Source organism: Streptomyces sp. CB02959, assembly GCF_002803155.1.
Classification (GTDB): domain Bacteria; phylum Actinomycetota; class Actinomycetes; order Streptomycetales; family Streptomycetaceae; genus Streptomyces.
This window is the reverse complement of the sequence record NZ_NNBP01000009.1, coordinates 102,577-127,863: the sequence shown is the minus strand read 5'-3', so window position 1 is coordinate 127,863 and position 25,287 is coordinate 102,577. Positions and strand designations below refer to the sequence as shown.

General features: G+C 72.8%; 14 protein-coding genes. 6 read left to right on the top strand and 8 right to left on the bottom strand.

Annotation, left to right across the window (positions count from 1 at the left end):
• Positions 1 to 215: 215 nt before the first annotated feature.
• The 3 genes from CG747_RS16640 to CG747_RS16630 form a co-directional block, all read right to left on the bottom strand.
• Entirely contained in the window at positions 216 to 1,559 is a 1,344-nt protein-coding gene (locus CG747_RS16640) for an MFS transporter (protein WP_100602514.1), read from the bottom strand.
• 154 nt (positions 1,560 to 1,713) lie between these two features.
• Positions 1,714 to 3,606 carry an alpha-keto acid decarboxylase family protein gene (locus CG747_RS16635; protein WP_100602513.1) on the bottom strand — a complete coding sequence of 631 codons (1,893 nt, stop codon included), beginning with the start codon at positions 3,604 to 3,606 and terminating at the stop codon, positions 1,714 to 1,716.
• Positions 3,603 to 5,657, bottom strand: a complete 2,055-nt coding sequence (locus CG747_RS16630) for an FAD-dependent oxidoreductase (protein ID WP_100602699.1) — start codon at positions 5,655 to 5,657, stop codon at positions 3,603 to 3,605. Before CG747_RS16630 ends, CG747_RS16635 begins: the two co-directional genes overlap by 4 nt.
• Positions 5,658 to 6,359: 702 nt before the next feature.
• On the opposite strand from CG747_RS16630, the gene CG747_RS16625 reads away from it, so the two are divergent.
• Positions 6,360 to 7,646 carry an ATP-binding protein gene (locus CG747_RS16625; RefSeq protein WP_100602512.1) on the top strand — a complete coding sequence of 429 codons (1,287 nt, stop codon included), beginning with the start codon at positions 6,360 to 6,362 and terminating at the stop codon, positions 7,644 to 7,646.
• Here the strand turns inward: CG747_RS16625 and CG747_RS16620 are convergent.
• The 3 genes from CG747_RS16620 to CG747_RS16610 are packed head-to-tail and all read right to left on the bottom strand — an operon-like array spanning position 7,624 to position 11,818.
• A complete protein-coding gene (locus CG747_RS16620; RefSeq protein WP_100602511.1) occupies positions 7,624 to 10,380 on the bottom strand; it encodes a molybdopterin-dependent oxidoreductase in 2,757 nt (918 codons plus the stop codon). The two genes, CG747_RS16625 and CG747_RS16620, sit on opposite strands and share 23 nt — an antisense overlap.
• The gene (locus tag CG747_RS16615) at positions 10,377 to 11,219 is read right to left on the bottom strand and encodes a xanthine dehydrogenase family protein subunit M (protein ID WP_100602510.1); all 843 of its coding nucleotides are present in this window, start codon (positions 11,217 to 11,219) and stop codon (positions 10,377 to 10,379) included. The genes CG747_RS16620 and CG747_RS16615 overlap by 4 nt, the downstream gene beginning before the upstream one ends.
• A gap of 32 nt (positions 11,220 to 11,251) precedes the next feature.
• Positions 11,252 to 11,818, bottom strand: coding sequence for a nucleoside deaminase (locus tag CG747_RS16610; protein ID WP_100602509.1), 567 nt, complete (start codon positions 11,816 to 11,818; stop codon positions 11,252 to 11,254).
• A gap of 242 nt (positions 11,819 to 12,060) precedes the next feature.
• Here CG747_RS16610 and CG747_RS16605 point away from each other — a divergent pair, with 242 nt between their 5' ends.
• The gene (locus tag CG747_RS16605; RefSeq protein WP_257980463.1) at positions 12,061 to 13,050 is read left to right on the top strand and encodes an antibiotic biosynthesis monooxygenase; all 990 of its coding nucleotides are present in this window, start codon (positions 12,061 to 12,063) and stop codon (positions 13,048 to 13,050) included.
• 207 nt (positions 13,051 to 13,257) lie between these two features.
• Here CG747_RS16605 and CG747_RS16600 read toward each other — a convergent pair whose 3' ends face one another.
• The gene (locus CG747_RS16600) at positions 13,258 to 14,661 is read right to left on the bottom strand and encodes an amino acid permease (RefSeq protein WP_100602507.1); all 1,404 of its coding nucleotides are present in this window, start codon (positions 14,659 to 14,661) and stop codon (positions 13,258 to 13,260) included.
• A gap of 862 nt (positions 14,662 to 15,523) precedes the next feature.
• On the opposite strand from CG747_RS16600, the gene CG747_RS16595 reads away from it, so the two are divergent.
• From CG747_RS16595 to CG747_RS16585, 3 genes are read left to right on the top strand one after another with little or no spacing between them, the layout of a single operon-like run.
• Entirely contained in the window at positions 15,524 to 16,474 is a 951-nt protein-coding gene (locus tag CG747_RS16595; protein WP_257980462.1) for a hypothetical protein, read from the top strand.
• Between the two features lie 18 nt (positions 16,475 to 16,492).
• Positions 16,493 to 17,152: a hypothetical protein gene (locus tag CG747_RS16590; RefSeq protein WP_100602505.1), complete on the top strand. Its 660-nt coding sequence runs from the start codon at positions 16,493 to 16,495 to the stop codon at positions 17,150 to 17,152.
• Positions 17,133 to 17,975 (top strand): inositol monophosphatase family protein, encoded by an 843-nt coding sequence (locus CG747_RS16585; RefSeq protein ID WP_100602504.1) that lies wholly within the window; start codon positions 17,133 to 17,135, stop codon positions 17,973 to 17,975. Before CG747_RS16590 ends, CG747_RS16585 begins: the two co-directional genes overlap by 20 nt.
• Before the next feature lie 22 nt (positions 17,976 to 17,997).
• On the opposite strand, the gene CG747_RS16580 is transcribed toward CG747_RS16585, so the two are convergent.
• The gene (locus CG747_RS16580) at positions 17,998 to 19,185 is read right to left on the bottom strand and encodes an SLC13 family permease (RefSeq protein ID WP_257980461.1); all 1,188 of its coding nucleotides are present in this window, start codon (positions 19,183 to 19,185) and stop codon (positions 17,998 to 18,000) included.
• A 248-nt stretch (positions 19,186 to 19,433) separates the two neighbouring features.
• Between CG747_RS16580 and CG747_RS50705 the strand changes: the two genes are divergently transcribed.
• Positions 19,434 to 25,250: a TIR domain-containing protein gene (locus tag CG747_RS50705; RefSeq protein ID WP_100602503.1), complete on the top strand. Its 5,817-nt coding sequence runs from the start codon at positions 19,434 to 19,436 to the stop codon at positions 25,248 to 25,250.
• The last annotated feature ends 37 nt before the right edge of the window (positions 25,251 to 25,287 follow it).

The following is a 25,287-nucleotide window of genomic DNA, read 5'->3' as shown; positions in this document are numbered from 1 at the left end:
CGGGACCGCGGAACACCCGCCACCGCCGAATTCCCCGGGCCGACGCAGCCGCGGCGCACCGACTCCTCGTCGACCGCGCCGGTTGAACGCCGATCCGGTCGCTCCGGTTGCGCGGCATAGCCACCCGCTACGGGAAGACCGCAACCGTCTACCTGGCTGGGCATCACATCGTCGGTGTCGTCCGCCGGTTAGCCCGGTGATCCAGACCAGACCCCCTAGTCGCGCAGTCCCCGGCGATGGTCGTCGTTCCGGAGGGTGGCCAGGGCCAGGGCGCCCAGGGAGCAGGTGGCGATGACGTAGTAGGCGGGGATGTCGGGATCGTGGGTGCGCCGGACGAGTTCGGTGACGAGGAGGCCGGCGCAGCCGGAGAAGACGGCGTTCGCCAGCGCGTAGGCCACGCCGAGGCCGGTGGTGCGGACCGGCGTGCGGAACATCTCGGCGAGCATCGCCGGCCCCGGCCCGGCCATGAGGCCGACCAGGGCGCCGGCGAGCGCCACCGCGCCGCAGGTCGCCCACAGGGGGGAGTCCCGCTCCTGGACGAGATGGAGCAGGGGCAGGGCGGACAGTGCGGCGAGGGCGGCGCCGGTGACCATCACCGTCCGCCGGCCCACCCGGTCGCTGAGCGCGCCCGCCGGGAGGATCGTGGCGGCGAAGCCCAGGTTGGCGATGACCGTGGCCAGCAGTGACCGCCCTGGGCTCGTCCCCACGGTGTTCTGGAGGTAGGAGGGCAGGACCACGAGGAACGTGTAGCCGGCCGCCGACCAGGCCATCAGGCGTCCGCACCCGAGGACGACCGCCCTTGCCGTGCTCCGGAAGGGCACCGGGGGCGTGGGCGGGACGCCCCCGGCGGCTACGGGGTCGGCCGCGGAGTCGGGCCCGGTGCGCCGGAACGCCGGGGATTCGACCAGGCCCAGTCGCAGCCGCAGGGCGACCGCCCCCATCGGCAGTGCCGCCAGGAACGGCAGCCGCCATCCCCACGCCGCGACCTGCGCCTCCGACAGCACGGCCGTCACCAGGGTTGCCGCGGCGGCGCCCCCGAGCAGTCCGAGCGCTACGGTGAACGACTGCCACGCGCCGTACCGCCCCCGCTTCCCGGCGGGCGCGCACTCCGTCATCAGGGACACCGAACCGCTGAACTCCCCGCCCGCCGACAGTCCTTGGACGATCCGCAGCGCCGTCAGCAGCCAGGGGGCGGCCGCGCCCGCCGTGGCGTACGTGGGCAGCACGCCGATCAGCGTCGTCGCGCAGGTCATGGTCGCCACCGCGGCGATCAGTACCGGCCGGCGCCCGAAGCGGTCGCCCGCCCGGCCGAGGAGGAGCGCGCCCAGCGGCCGGAAGAAGAAGGCCAGCGCGAAGGTCGCGTACGTCCTGACCAGGGCCTCCGCGGCGCCACCACCGTGTGGTGTGAAGAAGTCGGCCGCGATGACGGTGGCGAAGTACGCGTAGACACCGAACTCGTACCACTCGATGAAGTTGCCGACCGCGCCCGCGGCGACGGCCCGGGGGCCGGGGACCGTCCGGCCCGTCGCCCGGTGCGGCTCGTCTGTGGAGGTCCTCATGGCAGTGAGCCTTCCCCGCCGACCGGCCCGCCGTGCCGGGAGCTTCCGCGGAAGGGGCATCGGGGCGCCACGACGCCCTCCGGCTCGCTCGGGGCGGGCCGGAGGGCGTTCGCGGGTCCGGTGGCCGGGGACGGGTGCCCGGTGGTGTGCGGAGCTACACCGTCCGCTCCCTCAGTACCGCGCCGGCCGGCGGCGGGCAGTTCTCCTCGATCTTGTACTGGAGCGCCTCGGGGTAGTCGCGCCGGGGGAGCGCCACCCGCACGACGATCGGGCCGCGGTTGATCGGGTTGCTGGGCTCGCCGATCTTCTTGAGCAGTGCGGTGAGGTCGTCGTGGGTGGTGACGGCGCACCCGTGCATCGGCTGCTTGTCGGTGCCGAAGACCTCGGCGAGCTTCTCGTAGTGCCAGGGGTGGAGCTCGTTGTAGAAGTCCGCCCCGTCGGACGGCGGTGCGCCGTTCGGCTTGTAGTAGCAGGGGTGCACCAGCATCTGCTCGATGCCGTAGAAGCCCTCGTTGTCCAGGACGAACACCACCGGCTTCAGGCCGTGCCGGACGTGTGTGGACATCTCCTGGCAGGTCTCCTGGAACGAGCCGTCGCCGACGAAGACCATCGGCCGCTTGCCTGCCTCCAGGCGGCCCAGGCCCACCCCGGTGGCGAAGCCGACCGAGTAGCCGATGGACAGCCAGCTGTTCTGCGCCACGTACGAGGCCCGCTCGGGCATCCGCAGGTTCATCGAGCCGATCAGCGCGAACGCGGCGTCGCTGATCACGGTGAACGGGGTGGTGCGCTGACCCGAGCGTTCGGTGGTCTGGGTGGCGAGGAAGTCGTTGATGTGCCGGAAGAAGCTGTCGTAGGTCGGCTGTGGCGGGTAGGGGCCGCCGGCCAGGGTGTCCAGGAAGGCGCCGATGCTGTCCGGTACGTCGAGGCCGGCCCGGTGGGCGTCGGCGTAGTAGTCGGCGGAGAAGTGCCCGATGCCGAACTCCTCGACGAACGCGTCCCGCAACGCCGGGATGAACTGGGCGAGTTGGACGTCCGGGAAGTACGAGGCGCCCACATGCACCCCCTCATGGGCGGCGACCGCCCAGTCGTCGCCGATGGACAGCTTCCCGCCGAGGTTCTTCGACGTCGCCCAGGTGCCCAGTCCGATGCGGCAGCCGGCGTTCTGGAACACCGCGGCCACGTCCGGATTGCTGGCCTTGCCGTTGTAGACGCCGCTGAAGCCGGGGGTGTCCTCGGAGATCACGGACTTGGCGCCGACGGTCGTGCAGTACGGGATGAGGGTGGCCCGGACCAGTTCCTCGAACGAGTCGGCCAGGTTGAAGCGGTCGATCTCCTCGCCGGCCCACAGGATCGGGTTGCCGCCGTGTTCCTTCACCAGCTTCACGCACGCCGTGACCGCGGCGCTCAGCATCTTCTCGTTCTGGGGGGTGAGCGGCCGTTCCTGTCGCCTCAGCCGGCCCTGCGGCGCCGGGCAGCTCTCCTCCCAGACGTCCTCCATGAACTCCAGGTAGACCGGCCTGCGGTGGGAGAGGCAGGCGACGAGCGCGGTGTCGATCTGACCGGGGGCCAGCCCGGGGTTGGAGATCGTCTGGGCCTCCACCGTCACCTGCCGGTAGACGTCGAGGTTGCTCTCCGGGCGCTGGGACATGTGCGAGGTGAGCAGGCCGATCGCCCGTTGGTTGATCCACTGCTCGTAGGTGGGCGCACCGTTGATCGCGATCAGCGGGATGTACTCGGTGTAGCCGCCGCCGATGGCGTTGAGCAGGTTGAAGGCGCCCACGCCGTAGGTGACCGCGACCGCGCCGACGCCCTGTTCGCCCAGTTCGATCTCCGCGTCGGCGACCTTCACCCGGGCGTAGGCGTCCGCTGCCTGGCCGGCGCCGCCCTCCGTGGGGGTGCCCACCCAACGCACCTTGGTCTTCTCGTGCAGGGTCGACAGGAACGGGCCCAGGTGGTTGCCCGGCACGCCGAACAGGTGGGTGATGCCGAGCTGTTCCAGCCGGACGGCCAGGTACTCGGCCACCGTGCAGGTCGGGGAGGTGGTCATGACGTCAGTGCTTCCTCTCGCATCGGTTCCGTTGCCGCGGCGGCCCCGCGGCGGCTGGCGGCCGCGGTGACGCCCGCGTCCCCCACGGGTGCCTCGTTGACGGCGATGGCGGCGCGTACGGCGGTTTCCACCGCCCCCTCGATCCAGGCGTGCTTCAGCGACACGTGCTCACCGGCGAAGTACACCGGCCCCTCGGGCCGGACCACGTCGAGGTGGAAAGCGGTCATCTGGTGCGGGGTGTAGACCGCCGCCTCTCCGCACGCGTACGGGTCGCGCAGCCAGCTCTGGGTCTGGCCGGCGCCGGTGTAGAAGACCTCGATCCGGCGGCCGTGCACCGACTGGAGGTTCTCCAGGGCGTAGCCGTAGCGCTCGGCGTCGTCGAAGGAGTCCCAGCGGGCGGCGTCGTCCGACCAGGAGTAGGCGGCCAGCACCACACCGCCCTGGGTTCCGGGCACCGGGTGGGAGGGGTAGTACATGAAGCGGTTGGGGTTGTCGGTGGTGGAACCGCCGCCGTAGGCGTTGGTGGCCGGCCGTACCCCGCCGCGCAGCTCGGAGTTGCGGTAGTACTCCACCTGCTCCTCGCCGATCCGGCTCTCGTCCACGCTCGGATGCGCGCCCAGCAGCCCGGTGGGCAGGTTCCGGACGCTCTGCGGAAGCGCCAGCGCTGCCTCGGCGTCGTCCTCGCCCCACTGCTGGTAGTAGTCGTACAGACCCGGTGCGATGGCGTCCAGCTCCCGCTTCCAGTCCGCCTCGGTGAACTCCCACCAGCGCCGCGAGAACTCCAGCAGCACCTTGGTGGCCTGGTCGTAGTGGGTCTCGATGACGGCGCGGCGCTTCTTGTACGAGAACGGCGGGGTCACCTTGACGAACCGCAGGCTGGAGAACGGGATGGTGACGATCGCCAGGTCACCGGTCCAGGTCTGGGTCGCCGCGTACGGTTCCCCCTCGGGAACGGTCTGCACGGCGACGGCCGGGCCGCCGGGACCGGTGAGTTCGCCGTGGTGCCCGTCGCGGCCGGGGTCGTAGTACTCCAGCCGCACCATCCGCTGACCCATCACGATCTGGTCCCGCAGGTCCTTGGCCAGCGTTTCCGGCAGCATGCGGCTGCCGCCCTCGATCTCCCAGTACGTGGCGCGGGGGTCGATGTCGCTGCGCCCCAGGAAGCTGTGGAAGAACGCCAGGTGGAGGCGCGAGGTCATGTTCTCGATGGTGCCGATCGCCTCGACGGCCTCGTCGCTGAACTCCGCGTACTCGCGCAGGAAGCGCCCCATCGAATAGCCGTCGAAGTCGCGGACGACGTCGGCCCAGCCCGCCAGCCATTCCTTGAACGGCTTGTTGACCCGGGTCCCGTCGTCCTGCTTCACGGAGTAGTAGTCGCGCACCGGCTCCAGTGCCTGGTTGACCATGTCCGAGACGGTCAGCCGGGTCTCGCAGCCGGTGAGGTGGAAGCCCTCGTTGATGCTGGAGGGGTCCGTGGCGTACTGGGCGCGCCGCACCTGCTCGCGGTTGGTGCGGATCCAGGTGTGGTTGCGCTTGTCCGGCTCCTTGAACTCCGGGCTGGGCGCGCCGTTGGTCCAGGTCTTGCCGTCCTTGAACGACTTGTAGAACACCGGGGGGACCGGCGCGTCCTGGTTGCCGGTCTTCGGATCGATGTCGACGTTGAAGAACAGCCGCCGCTTCAGGCCGAGTTTGTCGATCAGCGCCAGGGTCAGCGGGTGGAAGCTGGGCAGGCGCATCGCGCCCGCCTCCGCGTACTGCGCGGGGTCGGCGAACGGCGACGGCTCGCCCTTCCTGGTGTGGAAGGTCTTGATCCGCCCGCCGACCCGGTTGCCGTTGGCCTCCAGGATCGTCACGTCGTGTCCGGCGCGGGTCAGCAGGTCACCGGCGATCAGACCGGCGATACCGGCGCCGATGATCAGGATGCGCTTGGGCGGTCCGGGGGGATTGAGTCCGTTGTCGATCAGTACGTCGAGGTACCGCAGCCTGAGGTCCTCGTTGGCGGGCGCGGGGCCGATCAGCAGCAGTTCGCGGGCCAGCTGCTCGTAGGTCATCTCGTTGGCGCGCTCGGCCCCGGTGTGGCGGCGGGCGGTGTCGGTGATCACTGTTCTCCTCTGCGGGCACGGGCCGGCAGCGCGGGCGGACGGGGACGGCACAGGGCTTCGCCCACGTGGCACCGGTGTCCCTGGTACTCGGGCGTGCGGTCACCGCGTGGAGCGGGAGGGGCATATTCCAATGTCAGCTGCTGCACGGCAGATGGCACCAGCCCATCACCGAACCGGGTGGTCCGCATGCGCAACGTGGCGATCGGGCGGCCCCGGCCACATGCCCGGGCACGGCCGTCCCCCCCCCGCCGCCCCGGCGGCCCGGGGCGGCCGCGCCCCGGCCCAGACCCCCGCGGCGGGCGGCGGCCGGCGGCCCGGCCGGTCCGCCGCGCTCCGTGCCCGCCAAATCGCCCTGTCCCAGCCGTAGTTGACGGCCGCATCGGGCCGGGCGGCCAGGATCCGGCGCGGCGCTTCACCGGCCGGCCGGCACATCCGGCCCCGGATGGCATGGACGAAACGTCCAGGCCCGGCCGCGAGCCCCGCCCGTCCCTCGCGGCACACAGCGGGGCGAGTGACAATCGCGGAGAGGGGATCGACGACCAGGAGGACCGGTGACGCCGGTCCGTGTTCCGCTCCTCACCGGGTGGAGCGGCCCGCCCCCGACGCTCCGAGGCGCGATCCATCGACATCACTCGGGAGAGGTGATGAGGAATGTCCCCATGGCGGGTCCGCGCGCTGGAGGAGAGTGATCTGGACCAGGTGGTGCGCATCTGGGAGGAGGCGCCGGACACCGGCGTGGACCTGGCGGCGACCCTGGGGGAGGCGGTGAGCGCACTGCACGCCGAGGCGCCTGCCGTGGTGGCCGTGGTGGGGGACCAGATCATCGGCGCCGCGGTGACCCTGATGGCACAGGAACGGGCCTGGGTCCTGCGGATGGCGGTCGGCCGGCCGTGGCGGGGGCACGGCGTCGGGCAGGCGCTGCTGACGGCCCTGGAAGAGCGGCTGGGGCGGTCCGGGGTGCGCCGCATAGGGGCGCTGCTGCCGGACGACGAGGCCGGGCAGCGGGCGTTCACCCGCGCCGGATACGTGAGCCGTCCCGACCTGTGCTACGTCGAGAAGCAGCTGGCCGCGGACTCCGCCGAGGCCACCCTGCTCGACCAGCTCGGCGGGGTGGTCCCGGACGACGGCCTGTGGGACAGCATCGCGGGCATGAGCGCCGAGAAGACGCTGATCGAACGCCGCCTGGTCCTCCCGCTGGAGCACCCCGAGGTCGCCGGGCAGTACCAGCTGGTGCCGCCCCGCGCCGTGGTGCTCTTCGGCCCGCCCGGAACCGGCAAGACCACCTTCGCGCGGGCGGTCGCCTCCCGGCTGCGCTGGCCGTTCATCGAGGTGTTCCCCTACCAGCTCGCCGATGACGCACACGGTGTCGCGGCCGGGCTCCGCCGGCTGTTCGCCCGCGTGGAGCACCTGGAGCAGGCCGTGCTGTTCTTCGACGAGGCGGAGGAGATCGCCTCCGAGCGGCACGATCCGACGACGCTGGCACACCGCGTCACCAACGAACTCCTCAAGCTCATCCCGCAGTTCCGGCGGGGCGAACGCCGGCTGTTGATCTGCGCCACCAACGTCGTGCGGTCCCTCGATCCGGCGTTCCTGCGCCCCGGCCGCTTCGACTACCTCATCCCGGTCGGCCCGCCCGACCCCCAGGCCAGACGCGCCATCTGGATCCGCTACATCGGTCCCGACCGCGCGGCCGGCATCGAACTCGATGCGCTGGTCGAGGCCAGTGACCGCTTCACCCCGGCGGACATCGAGTACGCGGCGCGCACCGCCGCCCAGAGCGCCTTCGAACGCCATCTGGCCTCGGGCGAGGAGGAGGCCGTCGACCCGGCCCGGCTCACCGGCGACTACCTCCAGGCCATCGCGCACATCCGGACGACCCTGACGGAGGAGGACATCCGCGCCTTCGACCGCGACCTCAGGACCGCTGCCCGAGTGTGAGATACGCCCCGGCGGTGGCCTCGCGCTCGGCGGCGAGGGCCAGGCAGACGCGGTCACGGGACAACGGGAGGGTGCCGAAGCGGATCCCGGTGGCGTCCCGGACCGCATTGGCCAGGGCGGGGGCGACCGGGGTGAACGGGCTCTCGCTCATGGACTTGGCGCCCAGCGGCCCCAGCACGTCCGCGGTGTCGGCGAAGTACACCTCGGTCCGCGGCACGTCGGCGAACGTCGGAACGTGGTAGTCGCGGAAGGAGGTCGTGACGGGCTGTCCGTCCTCGGCCAGCGGCAGCGACTCGTACAGGGCCGTGCCGACGCCCTGGGCGACGCCGCCCTCGATCTGCCCGCGGCACTGCATCGGGTTGACGACCCGGCCGGCGTCGGCCGCATGGATGCTCTGCAGGATCCTGACCTCGCCCGTTCCGGTGTGCACCGCGACCCGGAAACCCTGGACGTTGAACGCGACCGAACGGGGGGAGCCCTCGCTCGTCCCGGTCGCGGACAACTCCTGACCGGCGGCCCGGGACCGCGTCGCGAGGTCGGCGAGCGGGATACGGGCCTCACCGCAGCGCACGTGGTCGCCGGCGAGCGCACATGCCGACGGCTCGACACCGGCGTAGCGCGCCCCGGCGGCCAGGACGCGTGCGCGCAGCGCCTCCGCGGCCCGGGTGGCCGCCAGTCCCGCGACCACGATCCCGGTGGAGCCGAACGCCCCGGTGTCGTGGCCGACCCGGTCGGTGTCCGCCTGCACGATGCGGATCCGCTCGGGACGCGTGGCGAGCATGCTCGCGGCGAGTTGCCGGTGCGCGGTCGTCGTACCGCTGCCGAACTCGACGGTACCGACGGCCAGTTCGTAGTGCCCGTCGGCGCGTAGCGAGATCCGGGCCTCGGCGTGGTGCCCGTAGGGCGGGATCGTGTCGATCATCCCCAGCGCCATGCCCTGCCCGAAGCGCCAGTCCGGCCCCTCCGGCGGCCGGACGCCGTTGCCGCGCCGCAGCGCCTCGCCGACCAGCGCCAGGCACTGGTCCAGGCCGTAGCTGCCGATCTCGACGTCGTCCGGTTCGGCGCTGAAGCTCAGCATCGGATCGCCGGGCCGGATCACGTTGCGTTCGCGGAAGGCGACCGGGTCCATGGACAGCGCACGGGCGAGTTCGTCCAGCGCCGATTCGACGGCGAAGATCGTCTGGCTGAGCCCGTATCCGCGGTAGGCCCCGGAGGGCACGGTGTTGGTGTAGACGGAGTATCCGTCGACCTTCTTGTTCGCGCAGCGGTAGACGGCGATCGACTCGTTGCAGCCGTGGAACACGGTGCTGGCGTGGTTGCCGTAGGCGCCGGTGTTGGAGACGACCCGCAGTTGCAGTGCGGTGAGGGTGCCGTCGCGCCGGGCCGCGGCCTTGACCCGCACACTGACCGGATGGCGGACGGCGGTGGAGGTGAACTGCTCGGCACGCGTGAACTCCAGCTGCACCGGCCGCCCGGTGCGCAGCGCCGCCAAGGCGACGACGTCCTCGGTGAACATCTCCTGCTTGGCCCCGAAACCGCCGCCGACGCGACCGCACAGCACCCGCACCTTCTCCCTCGGCAGGTCGAAGAGGGTGCACAGGGCGTCCCTGGTGAGGAACGGCACCTGGCTGCTGGTCCGCACGGTGAGGCGGCCGGCGGCGTCCAGCCAGGCGATCGAGGCGTGGGTCTCCAGGTGCGCGTGCTGGAGGCGCTGGCTGACGTAGGTGTCCTCGTGGATGACGTCGGCCGTCGCGAAGGCCGCCGCCACGTCGCCGATGTCCCCGTGCACCTCGGCGGCGATGTTGCGGCCGGCGTCCGCGAGGTGCTGCGCGGGCCCCTTGTCGCCGTGCAGCACCGGGGAACCGGGCGTCATCGCCACCTCGGGGTCGAACACGTCGGGCAGTACGTCGTAGGTGACGGCCAGCCTGCGGCAGCCCTCCTCCGCGGCGGCCGCACTGTCGGCCACCACTGCCGCGACCCGCTGCCCGGCGAAGCGGACGACGTCGTCGAAGAGCAGGGTGTCGGCGGGGTCGAGGGTGAGGTCCTGGTGCCGCCCCGTCGAGTACGGCCGGGACGGTGCGTCCTCGTGGGTGAACACGTCCCGCACTCCGGGCACGGCACGGGCGGCGCCGGTGTCGATCGCCGTGATCCGGGCGTGGGCGTGCGGCGAACGCAACAGCTTCATGTGCAGCAGGCCCTCGACGTGGACGTCGAGGGTGTAGCGGGCCGTGCCGGTCACCACCTGCGGGCCGCCGGGCGCCGGCAGGTTCCGCCCCAGCGGTTGCCCCTCGGCATCCTCCTCGACCCGTACGACTCCGTGGACGGCGTCCTCGATCGCACGGTAACCGGTGCACCGGCACAGGTTCCCCTTCAACGACGCGGGGAGGTCCTGCCGTTGCCCGGGGTCGAGCGCGGCCACCGTCATGATCAACCCCGCCGTGCAGAAGCCGCACTGGAAACCCTGCGCCGCCAGGAAGTCCCGTTGCACCGGATGCAACCCGGCCTCGTCGGCGAGCCCTTCGACCGTGGTCACCCGGCGGTCGGCCGCGCGGAACGCCGGAAAGAGGCAGCTGTGCACGGGCCGCCCGTCGACGTGCACGGTGCACGTACCGCAGTCCCCGGTGTCGCAGCCCTTCTTCACGCCGAACCAGCCGAGCTCCCGCAGATAGCTGCGCAGGCACTGCCCGGGGCGCGGCTCCCCGGTGAAGAACCGGCCGTTGACCTCGACCCTCATCGCCGTCCCTCCTCCTGTCGTGACGACGCCAACTCGGACCGGATCTCCTCGGCGAACCGGAGGGTCATGAGCCGCCGCCATGCGGGGGCTCCGTGCACGTCGTCGTGGTAGAGCCGCGGCGGGACGGCCCGTTCCAGCGCGGCGCGGAGCTCCGCCGACCCGGGCAGTCCGTGGAACGCCAGGCGCACCGGGCGGACGGTGGAGGCGGTCACGGTCAGCACGAACGAACCGTCCTTCGGGGACCGCCTGCCGATGAGCAGCGCCGCGGAACGGCCTTGCGGGGTCAGCGAGATACAGCGGAAGGCGGTACGGCAGCGGAGCGCGGAGGCCGGCAGGGTGACCGAGCGCAGCAGCTCGCCGGGTGCCAGCACGTTGCGCTGCGGACCGGTGACGAAGTCGACCGCTGCGACCTGCCGGGCTCCGCCGTCGGGCCGCCAGATGGTGCAGCTGCCGTCGAGGGACGCGGTGAGCGAGATCATCGGGCCCGCGGGCAGCGCCAGGCACAGGTTGCCGCCCACGGTGGCCTCGTTCCAGACCTTGAACGACCCCAGCAGCGCCTGCCGGCACTGGGCGATCAGCGGGGCCGCGGTCCACTCCACCGGTGCGGTGATGTCGGAGAGTTGGGACAGCGTGCAGGTGGCCGCGATCTCCAACCCGTGTGCGTCGACCCGGAACGGCTGCCAGCCGAAACCCCGCAGGTCGATGAGGCGGCGGAGCCGCGGTTGGGGCGCGGAGAGCAGCCAGGTGCCGCCGGCGAGCCAGGCGTCGCCCGGCTTCCAGGTCGCCTGGGCCGCGCGGGTGGGTGCGGTCACGACCGCGGTGATGGTGTCGAGGTCCATCCGGTGCTCCCGGGCGTACGGAGGGAAGACCGTCAGTACGGGTGGCGGTTCGGCTTGTCCGCCCACGCCTGGTAGGCATGGGCGCCCAACTCGGGATACATCTGCGCGATGGTGATGCTCCGCTCGCTGGGGGGCTTCCGGAAGTCCTCGTACTGGAAGGCGTCGCTGAACCCGATCGTCTCGGTGGCCTTCCAGTCGCAGCTGTAGTAGACGGCGTCGATCCGCGACCAGTAGATGGCGCTCATGCACATCGGGCAGGGGGCGCCGCTGGTGTAGATCGAGCAGCCCTGGAGCATGCGCGCACGTTCCGGCAGGACGTCCGGAGACCCCGCCGGACGGGGCACCAACTCCAGCGTGTACTCGTTCCGGTGTTCCTCGGAGACCGTGGGCGCCTCGGGGTTGAGGAACTGCACCGCCTTGCGGATGGCTTCCACCTCGCCGTGCGCTGTCGGATCCGCCGTCAGCAGCACGCGGTTCTGGCCCCGCGCGATGATCTGGTCGTCGCGGGTGATCACCGCGCCGAACGGACCGCCCCAGCCCTTCTCGACGGACTCGGCGGCCAACGCGACCGCCTCGGCCATGAATTCTCTGTGCCCCATGATCGGTGCCTCCGAGCAGAGCGTCGCGCTTGATCCTCGATGGGCGGATGAACCCCGATGAGCAGGAGCCGCTTTCGCGCCCCGTGCTTCACGTCAAAAGAACCTCCACGTCAAAAGAACCTCCACGCCGAAAGGACTTTCACGTCACCGGAGACCCGCACTTCGAGCGGAACCTCGACGATTCAACGATTCGAAGGTGGAAGTTTGTACCGTATGTCCTTTTCTGGTTTAGTCTAGTAAGGGTGAGTTCCCGTGCAAGCCGTGGCTCCCGCAGCGACGTCGCGACCGTCGTGATCTCGCAGAAGGTCCGGGCGGGTCGTGAGGACGACTACCGGCGCTGGCAGGATCGGACGAGCGAGACCGTGCGGGGGTTCGCCGGATTCGAGGGTACGGAGCTGTATCCGCCGGATTCCCCCGGAGGCGCTTCCGCCGGCGCCGGGGGAAACGAGTGGGTCGTCGTCTTCCGCTTCTCGCACCTCGACCAGTTGTCGACCTGGCTGGATTCCGAGGCCCGCCACGAACTGATCGAGCAGGGCGGCGACCTGTTCGAGGAGCCCCCCACCCAGGAAGTCCTCGTCGGCGGCACCCCGGTACACGACTCGGTGACGGCGGTGATCTCCCATGTGGTCCGGCCCGACCAGGAACCGGAATTCGTGCGCTGGCAGGACCGGGTGCTGGCGGCTCAGCGGGCTTTTCCCGGTTTCATGGGTTCGGAGTTGTTCCGCCCGGTGAAGGGCGTCCAGGGCAGATGGGTGGCGGTCTTCCGATTCGACAACCGCCCGCACCTCGATGCCTGGCTGGAATCCCCGGCACGCGAAAAACTCCTGGACGAGGGCCGGGCCTTCTTCGTCTCCTACGACGTGCGCAAGGTCGGGTCCGCGTTCGGCAGTTGGTTCCGCTTCGACACGAGCGTGGAAGAGGGCGCACCGCCCAACTGGAAGCAGGCCATGTCCGTGCTGCTGGCCCTGTATCCCACCGTCAAGGTCCTGGACCTCACCGTGGGTTCCCGGCTGGCCGCCCTCGGGGTGCCCGGATACCTCGGCCTGTTCCTCTCGAACGTGTTGAGCGTCGCCATCCTGACGTGGCTGCTGCTGCCGCTGCTGAACAGGCTGCTCGCCTTCTGGCTGATGCCCGGTCGGGCGCAGTCGCTCCGTACCCAGGTGACGGGCACCGTGCTGGTGATGCTGTGCTGGGCGGTGTTCCTGGTGGTCTTCGCCGTGACCACCGGTTGAGCCGGGCGGCGCGGTGCCCGGCGCCGCGTCCCGGGCACCCCCTACCGGCCTCCCGCCCGCTCCGCACGGCGCGCCGGGCAGCCCGACGAGTCCGTGGGTTGGTTCCCCGCGGCCCGGCCGTGCGCCGCTGCCGTCCCCGTGCACTGCGGCCCGCCCGCGGGATTCCTCCCACGGGCGGGCCACAGTGCGTGCCGGCCGCGCTTGCGGTCAGGCGGTGCGCCGGTCGCGCCGTTGCCTGAGGCGGTCCCCGGCGATCAGCGCCGCGACCACGACGGCGGTACCGACGAGCTGCTGACGGCCGTCCGAGGAGGTGGCCATCACGGCGAAGACGCCGAGGATGGCCGCCAGCGCCAGCCACGTCAGATACGGGAAGCCCCACATCCGCACCAGCAGCAGCTCGGGCGTCTCGCGCTCCAGGCGGCGGCGCATCTTCAGCTGGGTCAGGCAGACGATGGACCAGACGACCAGCACCGAGCAGCCGGCGATGTTCAGCAGCCAGGCGAAGACCGTGGTCGGCCAGACGATGCCGGCGATCACGGCCGCGAAGCCGAACATGCAGGACGCGATTACCGCCGCGGTCGGCACGCCCCTGGTGACCTTGCCCAGGAACCGCGGGCCCTGGCCCCGGGTGACGAGGGAGTACGCCATGCGGGACGAACCGTAGATGTTGGCGTTCATCGCGGAGAGCAGCGCCACCAGCACCACGACCTGCATGATCGTGCCGGCCGCCGGGATGCCCAGCCGGTCCAGCACGGTGACGTACGGGCCGACCGTGGCGACCTTCGGGTCGTTCCACGGCACCAGGGTGACCACCACGGCCATGGAGCCGATGTAGAAGACGGCGATGCGCCAGACGGCGGTACGGACCGCACGGACCACGTTGCGGCTCGGCTGGTCGGACTCCGCGGCCGCGATGGTGACGGTCTCCAGGCCGGCGAAACCGGAGATGGTGGTCAGCAGTCCGGCGGCGAGTCCGGCGGCGCCGGTCGGGAAGAACCCGCCGTGGCCGGTGAGGTGGCTCGTACCGGGCGCGGTGCCGAACACGCCGAGGATGCCGAGCACGCCCAGCACCAGGAAGGCGACGATCACGGTGACCTTGATGGTGGCGAACCAGAACTCGAACTCGCCGAAGTTCTTGACCGCGGTCAGGTTGCTGGCGCAGAAGAACACCATGAAGACCGCCACCCAGCCGTAGGCGGGGAGGAACGGTACCCAGGAGTGCATGATGGCGCCCGCCGCGGTCGCCTCGGCGGCGACACCGGCGCAGAGCATCAGCCAGTACATCCAGCCCGAGGTGGTGCCGGCCCAGGAGCCGAGTTCCTCCTCGGAGTGGACCGAGAACGAGCCGGTGGAGGGCCGGGCCGCGGACATCTCACCGAGCATCCGCATGATCAACATGACCAGTGCGCCGGTGGCCGCGAAGAGGAGGACGATGGCCGGCCCGGCCGCGGCGATACCGACTCCGGAGCCGACGAAGAGCCCCGCGCCGATGACCCCGCCGAGCGCGATCATCGACAGGTGGCGCTGTTTGAGGCCGTGGGACAACGGGGGCGCAGCATCCTGCACGGCCCGCGGGGAGTCCTGGGGTGACCGGGTGATACTCCGAGTCATGGGCGTGCCTGTCCATTGCTTGAGACGATCATTGGGCCCGAGTCTGCGGGGATACGCTGCGTGAACGGGGTGAGTGCCCGCTATTCGGACGGCGTGCTCACGCGTGGTGAATATCCGGACACGGCATCGGCCGGCCGGCGGACGGCCCGCATTCGCGCGTCCTATGTCAAGAGGCGGGCACGGGGCGGCCGTTCGCGTCGGATGGGGGTTCGGTGTGCGGCCGGGGGTGGATTTACTAGGACGTCCGACCATCTGTGGGCGGGCGAAGGCCCGCGGCGCGGGGAAGCCGGTGCGGATCCGGCACGGTCCCGCCACCGTGACCGGGGAGTGCGCCGTCGAGCGGCACGCCGCTGACGTCTCGGACGCCGGGGCGCCTCGGGGGCCCACGGCGGGGGCGCGACCCCTGCGCCGGCGCGGTCCGGCGTCCGGCCGCTCGCCGGGCCGCCGAACGCCTCCTCGCCCCGGCCGTTCGCATGCCTGGGCGGTGGCGGAAACCGTATCCGCACGGGGCGCGGGATCCCCCGATCCGCGGCCGGAGCCGTACGGATCCGGCCGCGGCCGGGCCCCCTCCCCGCGCCGGGCCCCCTCCCCGCGCCGGGCCCCCTCCCCGCGCCGGGCCCGCAGGGCGGCGCGGCCCGGTCGTCGCGGGGTATTCCTGCCGGTGCTCGTCCCGGAGGCCGTGGTCGGCGGCCACGCGGCCGCGGAAGGGCGTTCGTCCCGGACCGGCCGGATCCGGCGCCACGCCACGGGCCCGGGTGCGGCAACTCCCCGCCGTGGAAACGATCTTGAGGCCGCCGGGTAGCCCTGGCCAGAGCCGTCCCCTTCCTCCTACGATGCCAGTGAACGGGGAGGGGGACTCGACGTGGAACAGCGTGTGGGGCGGGTGGAGTTCGTCGTCGCCTGGGCGATCAGAAACCTGGACGGACTGATCGCCGTGGGCCTCGGCCTGACCATCGGCCTGATGGACGTCCTCGGCGACGTCATCAGCGACAAGGTGTCGTCCGGTGCGACGCTGCTGGTACTCGGCTCGCTCGCGGTCGGCTCGATGACCGAACGGGTGCGCCGCAAGTCCGACATCCAGCAGGCGTCCGAGGGCACCCGCCGCGCCCTGGAGGACCTCGCCATGGTCCGCTCCCTCTCGGGGGACCAGGTCGGCGACGCGCTGGAGCGGGCCCGCGCACAGACCAACCGCTGGTACTTCAAGGGCGGCACCGGCACCTACCTGCGGGCCGTCACCCTGCCCCGCTGCGTCGAGGCCGCCACCCGCCAGCGCGCCCAGCTCAGCGTCAAGATCGACATCATCAACCCGGCGGACGAGCGGGCCTGCGCCGCCTACGCCCGCTTCCGCCAGACCTTCGCCCGCCGCCGCAACGACGACGCGGCGGACGCCTGGACCGCAGACCGCACCCGCAAGGAGGCGTACGCCACGGTCCTGGCCGCCTGCTGGTTCCGCCAGCGGCTGGACACCCTGGAGATCAGCGTCCACCTCTCCCGGGGCGTCCCCACCCTCCGCTTCGACCTCTCCGAGTCCTGCCTGATCATCACCCAGGACGACCCGAACCGCGTCAACCTCCTCGTCGCCCGCGACCAGCCGCTCTACGACTACTACGTCACCGAGCTGCACCAGAGCCGCGAACAGGCCGTCCGCCTCGACCTGCGCGGCATCGCCCCCCTGGGCGAGGAGCCGACCGTCGACGAGGTCCGCACGGTCTTCGACGACGTCGACCTCCCCCTTCCCTCGGTGTTCAGCGACGCCGACGTCGCGGAGATCGTCGAGAAAGCCCTGCACGCTGAGGACCCCTACCGGAGGTGAGACGCCTCGGCGCGGCTCATGGACTACGACACGCTCGACCGACTGCTCCGGCCCGGCGCCCCGCGGGAGGCGCCCCGCGCCAGCGTCACCGGCGCCCTGGAGGACATCGCCTGCGGCAAAAGGGAGTTACGCGCGGTCCGCCATCCGCTCGGCTTCCTGTGCCTGCCGCTCGTCCGCGACGGCGCCCGCGGCGTCTGCGTCCACCTCTTCGGCACCGGCACCCCCGCCGACCCCACCGCCGACCCCATGCACGCCCACAGCTGGGAGCTGCGCAGCTACGTCCTCTACGGCCGGGTCGGCAACCTCCCGGTCACCGTGACCGACGAGGCGCACGCCCCCACCCACCGGATCTTCGAGGTCTTCAGCGCCCCCTCGGGCGTCGACGAACTGCGGCCCACCTCCCGCCTGGTGCACTGCGAACCGGGCCCCGCCGCCTCCAGCGGCAGCGGCGAGACGTACAGCCTGCCGGCCGGGGAGTTCCACGCCACCGTCGTCACCCGCGGGCAGCCCGCCGCCACCCTGGTGCTCGGCCGGTCGCTGCCCGGCCACACCGACCTGTCCCTGGGTCCCCTGCACGGCCGAGGCCACCGTACGGTGCGTCGGCTGTGCGGTGCGGAACACACCGAACGGACCGTCCGCACAGCACTCAGGAGGATCCATGCCGAGCAGCGCGAGTGACCGGGACGCCGCACCCTACGCGAGCGAGACGCGGGTGGCCGTGGCCGCGGCGGAGGAGGCGGGGGCCCTGCTGCGCGGCCGCTTCGGCACGGCCCGCGCGGTGGGCCTCAAGGACGCCGCGGGCGACGTCGTCACCGACCTCGACCTGGCCGCCGAGAAACTCATCCTCGCCCGCCTCCAGACGCACTTCCCGCACGACCGGATCCTGTCCGAGGAGGCGGGCCTCCTCGACGCCGTCGGCCGCCGCACCTGGTTGGTGGATCCGCTCGACGGCAGCAACAACGTCGCGATCGGCCTGACCGCGTACGCCGTCGGCATCGGGCTGTGCGTGGACGGCGCGCCGGTCGTCGGCGTGGTGCACGAACCGGTCACCGGCTCCACCTGGCGGGCCGTCCGCGGCCAGGGCGCGTCCTGCGGCCCCGACCCGCTGCCGGGGCCGACCGGCGCGGTGCCGCGCAGCGGACCGGTGGTGGCCTGGACCCAGGGCCATGCGGTGGACCGGGCCGACCCGGTGGCCGCGGGCCTGCGGGGCCAGTTGGAGTCCCGCACCCGGCGGGTGCTCCAGTTGTGGGCGCCGCTGCTGGGCTGGAGCATGCTGGCGCGCGGTGCGATCGGCGGCTTCGTCGGCTACCGCGCGGAGGGCATCGACTTCCCCGCGGGCGCCCTGCTGGCCGCCGAGGCGGGCGTGGAGTTCCGTACCCTGACCGGCGGCCCCTTCACGGTGGGTTCCGGCGGCCCGGACACCGACCGCAGCTTCGTCGCCGCCCGCGGCGACACCCTGACGTACCTGCTCGACGTGGTCGCACGCGTGCGGGCGGCCTGAGCGGGGGAGGAGGACCGGCCGTTCACTGCAGGGCCAGCACCACCGTCGCCGCCAGCGTCGCCGTCACGGCCAGCACGAACCCCGTGCCCGCGAAGCGCCGCAGCGGGATGACCGTGCCCTGGCCGCGGCACCGCTCGAACCACAGCAGGGTCGCCAGCGACGCCCACGGAGTGACCAGCGGGCCGACGTTGGTGCCGATCAGCAGCGCCAGCAACTGGTGGTGGTTGCCGACCGGCACCGCCGCCTCGCCCGCCATGTAGACCGGCAGGTTGTTGAGCACGTTGGACAGGCCCGCGCCCACGCCCGCCGAGCGGAGCATGCCGCCGAGGCCGCCGTCCGGCCCGATCGCGGCCGTCAGCAGCGTGTGCAGCCCGTGCGCGTTCACCGTCTCGACGACCAGGAACATCCCCGGCACCAGCACCAGCAGCCGCCACGGCACCAGCGACAACCGCAGCTCGGCGGGGCGCCGCACCGCGAACGCGACGACCACGATCAGCATCGTGGTCAGCGACGCCGACCACAGCGGCACGTCCGCGACGAGGATCGCCAGCAGGAAACCGGCACACACCAGCGCGCACACCCGGAACAGCACCGGATCGGCCGGCGCCCGCCGCTCGGGCGGAACGTACGCCTCCGAGCCCCGCCGGCCGCGCCGCCAGTAGAAACCCCACAGGCACGCCATGGTCACCGCTACGGCGGCCAGTTGGGGCAGGCCCATCGTCGCGGCCATCGCGGTGGGGGAGAGCCCGACCCGGTTCGACGCCAGCAGGTTCGTCAGGTTCGACACCGGCAGCAGCAGGCTCGCGGTGTTGGCGAGCCAGACCGTCGTCATCGCCAGCGGCACCGGCGCGATGCCCACCCGCCCGGCCAGCGCGAGCATCACCGGCGTCAGCAGCACCGCCGTGGTGTCCAGGTTCAGCACGATGGTGGTGACCGACGCGAAGAGCACACACAGCCCGAACAGCCGCGGATAGCTGCCCTTCCCGGTCCGCGCCACCCAGGACGCCACCGCGTCGAACACCTCGGCCCGGCCGGTCAGTTCGGCCATCACGATGACCGTCGCCAGGAAGACCAGCAGCGGCCCGATACGCGCCATCGCGTCCCCGGCCGGCGCGGTCGGCAGGAGCCCCGTGGCCACGCACACCAGGCCGCAGGCGAGCAGCCCGGCGGCGAGCCAGTCCAGGGGATGAAGACGCTTGAGGAATCGCACGCCCGACAGCCTCGCACACGCGGCCGGACGGGGCGGGGGAGAGGGGAGACCGCGAGCGCCGGGACCGGCCGCGGTCCCCTCGCCGCCGACGTGCGGACACCCGCCGCGACAGCGGGCCGACCGCGCGGCCGCGAGGACCTCGGGCCCCGGTGCCACCTGCTGCCGCGGCCCTGCCGCCCGTTGACGGACACCCCGCGTGATCCTTCCAACCCCCTGCCCCGCCACCCCCCGACCTCTACGATGGGGACATGGCGACTGACGGGGAACTTCTCGGCCGGACACGTGACTTGGACTTCTTCATCAGCTACTCGCCCGCCGACGAACAATGGGCGTCCTGGATCGCATGGACCCTGGAGGAAGCCGGGTACCGCACCGTCATCCAGGCGTGGGACTTCGTCGCCGGCACCAACTTCATCGACTTCATGGACCGCGGCGTCAGCGAATCCGTCGCGGTCATCGCCGTCCTCTCCGGCCACTACGGCCGCTCCACCTACGGCCGCATGGAATGGCAGGCCGCGCTCCGCGCCGAACCGGAGGAGCCCGAGCGCAAGCTGCTCACCGTCCGCGTCGAGGACATCCCCATCGAGGGCCTCCTCGCCACCATCACCTACGTCGACCTGGTCGGCGTCGCCGACGCCGCGACCGCCCGCAGCCTGCTGCTCACCCGCGTCGGCCAGGCCGTCGAGGGCCACGCCCGCCCCGGCCGCCGCCCCGGCTACCCCGGCTCCCTCACCGCCACCGGCTCCTTCCAGCTGCCCGCCACCGCCGCCGACGACGACCGGCAGCGTCCGCTCGGCCGCACCGGCTGGTCCGGCCGCCGCCGCCCCGCCCGCGCGCCCCGGTACCCGCAGGCCCCCGGCGCGGTCCGCGACCAGGGCGCCCTGACGGTCCTGCACCTCGCCGGCCCCGACTTCGGCCGCGGCCGCGAACCGGACGCGCTGCGCCGGGAGATCCGCGGCGACCTCGTCGAACTGAAGGACGCCGGCGCCCCCGCGCCCGACCTCCTCGTCGTCACCGGCGACCTCACCGCCTCCGGCAGCCCCCGCGAATGCGACCAGGCCCTCAGCTTCCTCACCGGGCTGCGCTCCCAGCTCGACCTGCCGCCGCAGCGCGTCGTCGTCGTCCCCGGGAACCAGGACGTCAGCCAGGCCGCCTGCCGAGGCTACTTCCACACCTGCGAGGCCGACGAGATCCCGCCGCAACCCCCGTACTGGCCCAAGTGGCGCCACTACACCCGCCTCTTCCGCGGCCTCTACGAGGGCCTCGACACCGTCTTCGACAGCGACCAGCCCTGGACCCTCTTCCCGGTGCCCGAACTCCACACCGTCGTCGCCGGGTTCAACTCCTCCATCGCCGCCAGCCACCGCCCCGACGACCAGTACGGCTTCCTCGGCCGCGACCAGGCCGCCTGGTTCGCCGAGGCGCTGCGCGGCTACGAGGAGGAGGGCTGGCTGCGCATCGGCGCGCTCCGCCACCCGCTCACCGGCCGCCGCCGCCCCCAGGACGCCCCCGGAGGCCCCGGCACGCTCCGCGACGTCGACACCTTCACCCGCCTCGCCGCGCCCCGCGTCCACTTCGTCCTGCACGGCCCCAGCGGCGGCCCCCGCACCACCGGCGGCGAGCCGTCCCACGACCACCTCCCGCTCCAGAACGGCACCCTGCCGCTGTACGGTCCCGCCGCCCCCGCCGGGTTCGAGCTGCTGCGGATCACCGACGACGGCGTCACCCGCTGGACCGGCGCCGGCGGCACCGAACCGGCCGTCTTCCCCGTCAGCTGGCACGGCGCCGGACGGATCTTCGCCCCGCCCGGCGAGACCGTGACCCCGCCCGCCGACGTCCGGCCCGCCGACAACCGCGCCGTCGACGAACCCGCCGACTCCCTCGCCGAACGCGTCAAGGAGGTCTGCCGCGCCCGCCAGGAAGGCGTCCGCCTCCGCGACGTCCCCCGCTCGGCCCCCGACGACCTCGCCCAGATCATGGTCACCTGGAGCGACGAGGGCGTCGTCCGCCAGCAGCGCATCGCCGTCCACCCCGGCACCCCCACCGACGCCGAACTCGACCGCTTCCTCGCCCAGGCCCACGCCACCGACACCGGCTCCGAGGCCGAGCTGGTCCACGACGGCCCGCCCCCCGAGCAGTCCCTGCGCGAACGCGCCGGGCGCCGCGGCGTCCGCGTCCGCAGCTTCCTGGAGTTCCAGGGCCTCCTCGACCTGCGCACCTACGTCGCCGCCCAGACCGCCCGGCTCAGCAACGACGACCGCTACGCCCCCGACCTCTACCTCCCGCAGCGCTACCGCGACGCCGAACGCCCCGACGCCGACGAACGCGACCACCTCGTCGAGGCCATGCTCCAGCTCCTGGAGACCGACCACGGCCGCTTCGTGCTGCTCCTCGGCGACTTCGGACACGGCAAGACCTTCGCCCTGCGCGAACTGGCCCGCCGCATCCCCGAATGCCTCCCGCACCTCACCCCGCTGCTCATCCCCCTGCACACCCTCGACCGCGCGCACAGCCTCGAAGGGCTCGTCGCCGCCCACCTCGCCGGCCACGACGTCGACACCATCGACCTGCGCGCCCTGCGCTACATGCTCGGCCAGGGCCGCGTCGTCCTCCTCTTCGACGGCTTCGACGAACTCGTCAACCGCGTCAGCTACGACCGCGCCGCCGACCACCTCCAGGTCCTCCTCAACGCCGCCGTCGACAACGCCAAGATCGTCGTCAGCAGCCGCACCCAGCACTTCAAGTCGCAGGACCAGATCCTCACCGCCCTCGGCGAACGCATCGGCCTGCTCCCGCAGCGCCGCATCCTCGCCGTCGAGGGCTTCGTCCCCGAACAGATCCGCGCCTACCTCGTCAACCGCTACGGCGACGAGGAGACCGCCGACCGCCGCTTCGAACTCCTCGGCAACATCCCCGACCTGCTCGCCCTGTGCGCCAACCCCCGGCTGCTCAGCTTCGTCGCCGACCTCGACCCCGACCAGCTGCGCGCCGTCGCCGGCGCCGGGCGCGCCCTGAGCCCCGCCCGGCTCTACGAGGACGTCTTCACCTCCTGGCTCGCCCACGAGGAACGCCGCGGTCAGGGCGGTCCCGGCGCCGCCCCCGGCCTCACCCTCGACCACCTCTGGGCCGCCGTCACCGCCCTCGCCCGCCGCCTGTGGGAGACCGGCCGCGGCGGTCTGCACCTCGACGAACTGACCGACACCGTCGGCACCGCCCTCGCGGGGCTCGCCGGCACCACCCTCACCACCCAGGAGAGCGCCCAGGCCGTCGGCGCCGGCAGCCTGCTGATCCGCACCGACGACGGCCTGTTCCAGTTCATCCACGGCTCCGTCGTCGAATGGCTCATCGCCCGCGAAGCCGCCGACCGCCTCGCCGACGGCGACAGCACCCTGCTGGCCGCCCGCCCGCTGAGCGCCCTCGCCGCCGAGTTCTTCTGCGACCTCGCCGACCACGACCTGAGCACCGCCTGGGTCCGCACCGTCCTCAACACCCCCGGGCCCGGTGTCAGCGACGCGGCCCGCGCCAACGCCGTCCGCGTCATCGACCGACTCCGCGTGCCCGCCGGCGCCGACCTGCGCGCCGCCCGCCTCTCCGGCGAGGACCTCTCCGGCCGCGACTTCTCCGGCGTCGACCTCACCGGCGCCGACCTCACCGACACCCGCCTCATCGGCGCCAACCTCTCCGGCGCCGTACTCCGCGACGCCCGCCTCAACGGCGCCCGCCTCGACCACGCCGACCTCTCCGGCGCCGACGTCACCGGCGCCGACCTGCGCGGCGCCCGCCTCACCCGCGCCGACCTGCGCGGCGCCCGCCTGACCCGCAGCCGCTGGCACCGCGCCGCGCTCATCGACCCGCTCACCGACCCGCAGGTCCGCGCCGCCCCCGAACTGCGCACCGCCGCCCTCGCCCCCGGCATGCCGGTCGAGGTCGGCTTCCGCCCCGCCGCCGTCGGCGTCCCGTACGGCTTCGACATGCGCACCAGCCGGCTGCCCGAACCCCTCTCGTACAGCCCCGAGGGCGAACTCCTCGCCGTGGGCAGCGAGGACGGCGGCGTGCTGGTCTGCGCCGCCGACACCGGCCGCGCGCTGCGCACCCTGCACGGCCACGAAGGCCGGGTCTACGCCGTGAAGTTCCGCTCCCGGGTGCTCGCCACCGGCGGCGCCGACGGCACCGTACGCCTGTGGGACCCGGTCTCCGGACGCCAGCTGCACCGCCTGGACATCCACCCCGGCGGCGTCTGGCCGGTCTCCCTCGACGACGACGGGACCCTCGTCGCCACCGGCGACGCCGACGGCCTGGTCACCCTCTGGGACGCCGCCACCGGCGAACCGCTGCACCAGCTCCCCGGCCACACCGCCCCCGTCTACACCGCGGTGTTCAGCGCCGACGGGCACACCCTCGTCACCGGCGACGCCGCCGCCCACCTCCGCATCTGGGACACCCGCACGGGGAAGTGCACCGGCACCCTCGACGGCCACGAACGCGCCGTGTTCCGCGCCCGGTTCAGCCCCGACGGCACCCTCCTGGCCACCGGCGACCACGGCGCCGAGGGCCACGGCACGGTCCGCGTCTGGCGCCTCGCCGACCGCCGCCTGCTGCACACCTTCACCGGCCACACCGGCCGCGTCTACACCCTCGACTTCCACCCCGAGGGCACCCTCCTCGTCAGCGGCGACACCGACGGCCAGGTCAGGCTGTGGGACCCGGTCGTCGGCGCCCCCGCCGGAGCCCTGGAGCGGTGCACCGGCGCCGTCTACCAGGTGATGTTCGGCAACGGCGGACGGCTCCTCGCCGCCTGCGACAGCGACGGCACCGTCCGCCTGTGGCGCGTCGCCCTCTCCGGCGGCCACCGCGCCATCAGCCTGCTGCGCCAGCAGCCCGTCGAACACCGCGGCTCCGCCTGGGCCTGCCGCTTCCGCCCGCAGGACAGCCAGCTCGTCACCGTCGGCAACGACGGCGGCGCCCAGATCTGGCACGCCGACACCGGCCAGGGCCAGCGCATCCTGCGCGGCCACGGCCGCCGGGTCAACACCGTCGCCTTCAGCGCCGACGGCGCCCGCCTCGCCACCAGCGGCAACGACGGCATCGTCCGCCTCTGGGACGCCCGCACCGGCCGCCGCACCGCCGAACTCACCGGCCGCGGCGACCGGTTGATCTCCGCGGTCTTCAGCCCCGCCGGCCCGATCCTCGGTACCGCCAGCAACGACGGCGACGTCTACCTGTGGAACGCCGTGACCGGCGAATACCTCCGCGAGATCGACGTGGAGACCGACCACACCTGGGCCGAGGCGTTCAGCTCCGACGGCACGCTGCTCGCCACCGCCAACGACGACGACTCGGTCCGCCTGTGGTGGCGCGCCACCGGCGCCCATGTCGCCACCCTCGCCGACCACCGGGGCCGGGTGCGGTCCATCGCCTTCCGCGGCGACGGCACCGCCCTCGCCACCGGCTGCGACGACGGCCGGGTCCGCCTCTGGCACCAGGAGAGCGGCCGCCTGACGGGCGAACTCGAAGGCCACGGCGACCGCGTCTACGCCGTCGCCTTCGGCTCCGACGGCGACTGGCTGGCCAGCGCCTCCTGGGACGGCACCGCCATCGTCTGGCGCGACGGCGCGCCCGAGCACGTCCTGACCGGACACCACGGACGGCTCTGGACGGCCGTCGCGCACCCCCGGCTGCCGCTGCTCGCCACCGCCGGCGACGACCGCGTCATCTGCCTCTGGGACGCCCGCACCGGCACCCGCACCGCCCGCCTCACCGGCCACACCGGGCGGGTCTTCTCCCTCGCCTTCAGCCCCGACGGCACCCTCCTGGCCAGCGGCGGTGAGGACGGCACGGTCCGCCTGTGGAACGTCCCCGCGCCGGACGGCCCGCCCACCCCGCACGCCACGCTCATCGGCGTCCCCGGCGGCTGGGCGGCGCTGACCCCCGAGGGCGGCTACAAGTACGAGGGCGAGGTGGCCGGCGAGTTCTGGCACGTCGTCGGCATGGCCCGCTTCACCCCCGGCGAACTGGACCAGTACCTGCCGGGCGTCCACCGCCTCCCGCTCGACGCGGAGCTGTGACACCGCGGGGCGGGGCGTGACCGTGCCGCGGCGGCGG